The sequence below is a fragment of the Treponema sp. genome, from assembly GCF_045657965.1.
Taxonomy (GTDB): domain Bacteria; phylum Spirochaetota; class Spirochaetia; order Treponematales; family Treponemataceae; genus Treponema_D.
The window spans coordinates 1-6,091 of record NZ_JAZOUG010000100.1; the positions used below are offsets into that span (position 1 = coordinate 1).

General features: G+C 41.7%; 7 protein-coding genes and 1 pseudogene. 4 read left to right on the plus strand and 4 right to left on the minus strand.

Annotated elements, in window-relative coordinates; all coding sequences use genetic code 11:
* Positions 1 to 171: 171 nt before the first annotated feature.
* From ACKI5B_RS03705 to panB, 4 genes are all read right to left on the minus strand, one after another.
* Entirely contained in the window at positions 172 to 867 is a 696-nt protein-coding gene (locus tag ACKI5B_RS03705) for a phosphopantothenoylcysteine decarboxylase domain-containing protein (RefSeq protein ID WP_407425957.1), read from the minus strand.
* Positions 864 to 1,409 (minus strand): flavoprotein, encoded by a 546-nt coding sequence (locus ACKI5B_RS03710; RefSeq protein ID WP_407425959.1) that lies wholly within the window; start codon positions 1,407 to 1,409, stop codon positions 864 to 866. Before ACKI5B_RS03710 ends, ACKI5B_RS03705 begins: the two co-directional genes overlap by 4 nt.
* 136 nt (positions 1,410 to 1,545) lie before the next feature.
* Positions 1,546 to 2,301 (minus strand): pantoate--beta-alanine ligase, encoded by a 756-nt coding sequence (panC, locus tag ACKI5B_RS03715; RefSeq protein WP_407425961.1) that lies wholly within the window; start codon positions 2,299 to 2,301, stop codon positions 1,546 to 1,548.
* Between the two features lie 14 nt (positions 2,302 to 2,315).
* A complete protein-coding gene (gene panB, locus ACKI5B_RS03720) occupies positions 2,316 to 3,098 on the minus strand; it encodes a 3-methyl-2-oxobutanoate hydroxymethyltransferase (RefSeq protein WP_407425963.1) in 783 nt (260 codons plus the stop codon).
* A 186-nt stretch (positions 3,099 to 3,284) separates the two neighbouring features.
* On the opposite strand from panB, the gene ACKI5B_RS03725 reads away from it, so the two are divergent.
* The 4 genes and pseudogenes from ACKI5B_RS03725 to ACKI5B_RS03740 all read left to right on the plus strand — a co-directional run bounded on the left by ACKI5B_RS03725 (position 3,285) and on the right by ACKI5B_RS03740 (position 5,910).
* Positions 3,285 to 3,725 (plus strand): hypothetical protein, encoded by a 441-nt coding sequence (locus ACKI5B_RS03725; protein ID WP_407425965.1) that lies wholly within the window; start codon positions 3,285 to 3,287, stop codon positions 3,723 to 3,725.
* A 6-nt stretch (positions 3,726 to 3,731) separates the two neighbouring features.
* Complete coding sequence (locus tag ACKI5B_RS03730; protein ID WP_407425967.1) at positions 3,732 to 4,340, plus strand: sensor histidine kinase; 609 nt, start codon at positions 3,732 to 3,734, stop codon at positions 4,338 to 4,340.
* A 139-nt stretch (positions 4,341 to 4,479) separates the two neighbouring features.
* A pseudogene (locus ACKI5B_RS03735) lies at positions 4,480 to 4,641 on the plus strand (helix-turn-helix transcriptional regulator); the annotation flags it as partial.
* A gap of 72 nt (positions 4,642 to 4,713) precedes the next feature.
* Positions 4,714 to 5,910 carry an acetate/propionate family kinase gene (locus ACKI5B_RS03740; RefSeq protein ID WP_407425969.1) on the plus strand — a complete coding sequence of 399 codons (1,197 nt, stop codon included), beginning with the start codon at positions 4,714 to 4,716 and terminating at the stop codon, positions 5,908 to 5,910.
* Positions 5,911 to 6,091: the final 181 nt, after the last annotated feature.

Genomic DNA, 6,091 nt, shown 5'->3' on the forward strand with positions numbered 1-6,091 from the left:
CGCGCCCACTTCGTTGGTCGCTACCCTCTCTGCGGGGACACCCCGCAACGCCCCGAATTTGTCACACGGAACCTTTTGTCATCGACGCATTTAGTACGCCTCTAACGAGGCTAAAAGAAAGCTGCTCAAAAAAAACTTCCCCATAGCGTCGTTAGACGCGTGGCGTTAGCATCAATTTCTCACGCAAAAATCTCCGCGTGACAATATCTTCTGAAGAACATCTGCAAGTTCTACGTTTGATTTCCCTTCCGCTACGACTTCTCCATCAACATTCAAAATCACGAACGGATGGCTTTTTTCTGTAATTTGACTCAGGTCGTTGTAGACTACAAAGTCGGCTTTGGAATGTGAAAAAAGGCTTGTGACAGCTTTATCTTTTGCTGCCTCATCTGCATTGTTTAAAAGCTTAAAGCATACTACTTTTGCTCTTGCATTTCCGCCTTTTTCCGACCATTCGTGAAGACTGTCGGCAATTTTCGGACTTGCCTTAAAAGTTACAGTCATTTCACTTCCTGAGTGAAGTTTAGGCGCGTTCTTCCCGGCTTTTACTGTCTTTCCTGAAATTGTAATCGACTCCGGTACAAAATCACTGACGGCCGCAGCATGAATTACGGCATCAAAAGCAGTGGAAGTAAGTTCGGCTTTTATTGAAAGTGTCAGCTCTTCACCTGTTTCAAATAGAACCACCTTTACGTTTTTATTCTGCGGTTTAATTGCAGACTTTGCGGTAACGAGAACGACTTCGTTTCCTTTTGAACAAAGCTCGTCCGCAAGTACTGCGGAAGTTCTTCCGCTTGAAGAGTTTGTTACAACCCGCACCGAGTCAATGTATTCCCTGCACCCGCCGCCAGTAATTAAAATTTTCATAGAGATTCCCGAATAAATTCCAACGTTCGTTCAGGTGAAATCAATTTTCCCAAACCAACCGACCCGCATGCCAATCTTCCTTCTTCTGTTGGTAAAATCTTTGTGCCCCAGCTTTCAAGTTTCTTCAAGTTTTCCTGAACGGCCGGGTGAGCGAACATGTTTGAGTTCATTGCAGGAGCAAGAAGCACAGGTTTTTGGAAATTGTTTGCAAGAAATGTCGCTCCAAAAAGATCGTCACAAAGCCCGGATGCAAGACGTGCAATGCAGTTTGCGCTAGCCGGGTATACAATGATTAAATCAGCCCAGTTCTGAGCAAGCGTAATGTGCGGAATGCAGTCAGGTTTCCGAACGAACATGTCAGGCGTTAAAGCTTCTCTTTTGCTTAAACCTTCAAAAACGGCCGGCTGCAGAAACTTAAGTGCACCTTCGCTCATAGTAACCTGAACCTCAGCGCCTTGCTTTACAAGAAGGCTTGTAAGTTCACATGCCTTGTAGCAGGAAATTGAACCTGTTACGTGCAATAAAATATGCTTGTTTTTCAAAAAATCGTCTCCTTTTCCAGAAAGTCAGACTCTCAGCGAGAACGCGTCATAAAACTCGCGGTGAACAAGTTCAAGCGAGTTTTTGCCGCAACCTCGCTTACGCCTGCCTTTCTGCATCAGCTGGTGATTTATTCAATCATCTTTCAATATTATCAATCAGTCGTACATCTTCAAGGAAAACTGCGGCATAGAGGCGGTTTTCTTTGATTGTAACGTAATCTACTTTAAAGCCTGCTTCTTCGAGCTTCCTGGTGATTTCTTCTTCGCTTCCGCCACCTGCAAGAATCTCGTGGAACTTCGGTGCTTTTTCAAGTCCTGCTGCACTAAGCTTTCGGTTTCGGCTTGAAATTGCAAGACCGTTTTTTTCGCGGACAATCGGACACGGAACAAGTTTTACATCCATAAAGAATGCTTTAACCATGCCGTCCAGAAGCTTGTACTGCTGGTAGTCTTTTTCACCGAAGTATGCATGTGTCGGTTTTACAATATTCAAAAGCTTCATTACGACTGTAAGAACGCCGTCAAAATGTCCCGGCCGTTTTGCCCCGCACAGCTCTTTAGAAAAATCTTTTTCGGTGAGCATGTATTTGTAATCGTCAGGGTACATTACAGAGTAAGTCGGTGCAAAAAGATAATCAACGCCTGCTTTTTCAAGCAAAGCACAGTCATCGTTAAAGTTTGCAGGATATGTTTCCAAATCTTTTTTGTCGTTGAACTGAGTAGGATTCAGATATACGCTTACAACGCTCACATCGTTTTCTGAAATTGCACGTTTAATCAAAGAAAGATGCCCGTTATGTAGGCCACCCATTGTAGGCACAAAGCCGACTGATTTTGATGCAAGCTCCGAACGGATTTTTTTGAATTCTTCTGCTGTCTTTATAATTTTCATGATTATTTTCCTTTTTATTTTATTTCATCCCCGGCAGGGAATGCAGATGAATGAACGTCTGCGCTGTACTGGTTGATGGCGCCTTTTATAAGATTTAAGCCGTCAAGATACTGTCGGACAAAGCGCATTTTAAAGCCTGTCATGCCAAGCATATCCTGTAAAACCAGAACCTGACCGTCACATTCAACGCCGGCTCCGATTCCTATAGTCGGAACAGAAACTGCTTTTGTGATTTTTGATGCCAAATCTGCCGGAATGCACTCGAGCACCATAGAAAAACAGCCGAGCTTTTCTGCAAGTTTTGCTTCTTCAATGATTTTTTCTGCAGCTTCTTCGGTTTTACCCTGCATTTTGTGTCCGCCGAATGCGTTGTAAAATTGAGGTGTCAGGCCAAGATGTGCCATTACAGGAATTCCGCTCTGAACGATGTGAGCGACAGTTTCTTCCTGACCAAAAATTCCTTCGATTTTTACAGCGTTTGCACCTGCAACAAGAAGCCGGCCTGCACAGTCAACTGCATATTCAATGCCTTTTCGTGTGGTTAAAAACGGCATGTCTGCTACGATATATTTATCCGGAGTTCCGTTACGCACGCTTCGGGTGTGTTCTTCCATCCATTCCATTTTTGCCGGAACAGTTGTTTTTTCGCCGTGCATAACCATTGAAGCACTGTCACCGATTAAGATGCAGTCAATATCAGAATCGTTGATGATTCGCGCAAATGTGGAATCATAACACGTTACCATGGAAATCTTTTTGCCTTCTGACTTCCATTTGTGAAAATCTAGAGTTGTCATAGTACCTGCCTTTTTTGGAGTGTGGCATCTGGTGCCTTGCGCTCCGGGTCATGTCTAATATGCGAAATACTATAACGGAATGCGAAAAAATACACAAGAAATCAGATATTTTCAAGTTTTTTTTGCCTGATTTTCTCTGTTGCAGTAACTTTTTATTTCGGACTTATTCCGGGGCTTGCAGTTGCATTGGGATATAATGTATTAACTGAGTTTATCCGTACATTACGCGGATTTGAATTACAGCCGTTTATGATGCTTTTTGGTATTTGCGGGGCAATTATTGCACTTGTTACATGGCTCTTTGCTCGGAAAAAACAGGAATTCAAAATTTCTGTGTCAATTACCTGTCTTTATCTTGTTCTGATTGCACTTTGTTCTTCCGCTCTGGTGATTTTTACAAGCGGAATTATAGATTTTATCCGTTATGAGTATTTTAATGAGGCCGATATGGTAGCTCCTATCAGGGAATTTACTGAATCGTTTGTCAGACAGAAATTTTCGCTTTTTGCTTCGTGCATTTTAGGACAGATACCGATTTCATTTACGGACAGGCTTATTACGACCTTTTTTGGTTTTGGCGTTTATAAACTGATGGTAAAATTTTTCGGCGAAGAAAAATGGAGATAAAGTTTTATGGAAAATGCAGAAGAATTAATTGAAGAACTTTATGCCATAATTCACAGTTACACGATTTTCTTTTTGATTTTTGATGTACTTTTTTTTGCCAGTATTGTGCTTGTAATTTTTCTTGCCATAAAATACTTAAAGTCGGATCAGAAACTTCGTACTTCCGATAAATATCTGCGCTATACAATTCAGGGACAGGAAGAAGAACGGGCAAGAATTGCGAGGGAACTTCATGATACTGTTGCGCAGGATTTAAGATACTGCAGAAGTCTTTCATTAAAACTTTCTGATCAGGATCTTCAGAGTGATATTTCAAAAATTCTTGATAAATCCATATCCGAAGTCAGGAGTATGAGCTATAATCTTGCTCCTCCTGATATAACAAAAAATGATTTATGTGCAAATGTAATAAATCTCTGTAATACTTTTGAAGAATTTTCGGATATTGAAATCAGGCTTACTATTCCGGAAAATACAGATACATCTTTTTTAACAAAAGAAGAAAACCTGAATTTATACCGGATTATTCAGGAAGCACTGAATAATATCCTTAAGCATGCGCAGGCAGATGAAGTGACGGTGCTTTTACAGAAGCAGAAGCATTTGAAAAATTAACCGAACTTGATTTAAAAGGTGAACTGCCGTCTATTATTATTCTTGATTTGTTTCTCGGGTCCGATAACGGAATTGATATTCTTCGGGAAGTTTCAAGGCATTTTCCAACAATAAAAATCTTGTTGCAAGTTTTACAAAGCCGGAACTCAGTATATTAAATTCAATCATTGGACGAAAGTCAGTTGAACAGATTACCGGTGAATTTAATCTGCCGGCAAAATCTGTCGAAAATTATCTTTCACGCATATATGCAAAAACCGGATTAAAAAATCATGAACAGCTTATAGCTCAGTTCGGCTGATTCATTGAATAAATCCGTTCAACTTCTTATAATAAATTCTGTATTTTAAATCTTTTTTTATAGAGGAATTTTATGGTTATTCTTACTTTGAACTGCGGTTCTTCTTCCGCTAAATACCAGGTTTATGACTGGGACAACAAAGACGTTTTGGCTACAGGTGTTGTTGAACGTGTTACTCAGGACGGTTCTGTAATTACACACAAACCAAAAGGAAAGGACAAGTTCGTTCTTGAAAGCCCTTGTCCGACACACAAAGAAGCTATCGAATTGATTCTTAACGCAATCACAGACAAAGATCACGGCGTTATTTCTGACATGAGCGTAATCGGCGCTGTCGGTCACCGTGTTCTTCACGGCGGAGACAAATTCACAAAATCTGTCAAAGTTACTCCAGAGGTTTTGGAGACATTCCGCTCAGTTCAGGATTTGGGACCTCTCCACAACCCTGCAAACATCATGGGTATCGAAGCTGCTCAGAAGGTTCTCCCGAATGTTCCTCATGTTGCAGTTTTGGACACAGCATGGCACCAGACAATGCCAGCTTCAAGCTTCCGTTATGCAATTCCAAAAGAGTGGTATGAAAAATACGGTGCACGCCGCTATGGCTTCCACGGTACCAGCCATAAATTTGTGGCTGAGAAGGGGTGCAAGTTGGCCGGCCTTGATGTGAACAACTCGAAAGTTATCACCTGTCACCTTGGAAACGGTGGTTCTGTGACAGCTGTCCTTAACGGAAAATCTGTAGATACATCTATGGGTTTCACCCCTGTTGAAGGTGTGGTGATGGGTACCCGTTGCGGCAACATCGATGCAGGCCTTGTGACCTTCCTTCAGGAGAAAGAGGGGCTTGATGCAAATGGTGTAAATACAGTTTTGAACAAGAAGAGCGGCTTCTTGGGTGTGTCAGGTGTCTCATCTGATGGAAGGGATATCAATAATGCTGCTGATAATGGAAATTACAGGGCGGCCCTTTCACAGAAGATGTTTGCCCATAGTGTCAAGAAATATATCGGAGCCTATAGTGCTGTGATGGGCGGTCTTGATATGGTTATCTTTACCGGAGGTATAGGTGAAAATGACGGCGAAGCACGCGAGAGGATTTGCGAGAATCTTGAGTATCTTGGGATTGATTTCAATAAAGAGCTCAATGCAAAAGTTCGTGGAGAGGATGTTATCCTTACAAATCCAGGATCAAAGGTACTTGTTGCCACTATCGCCACCAACGAGGAGCTTGTTATCGCTACCGACACAATGAATCTAGTAAAATAAACAATTAAAATATCTTAAAGTTATGATTACCAATTTTGAACAAATTTTCGAACAACTCCGTTCCAAAGCAAAAAAACGTCTTGTAGCTGCGTGGGCAGTGGACGATCACACTGTGTCAGCTGCTTATCAGGCTGTTAAACTTGGTATCGTAGATGCTACCCTTGTAGGTGATGCAGATATG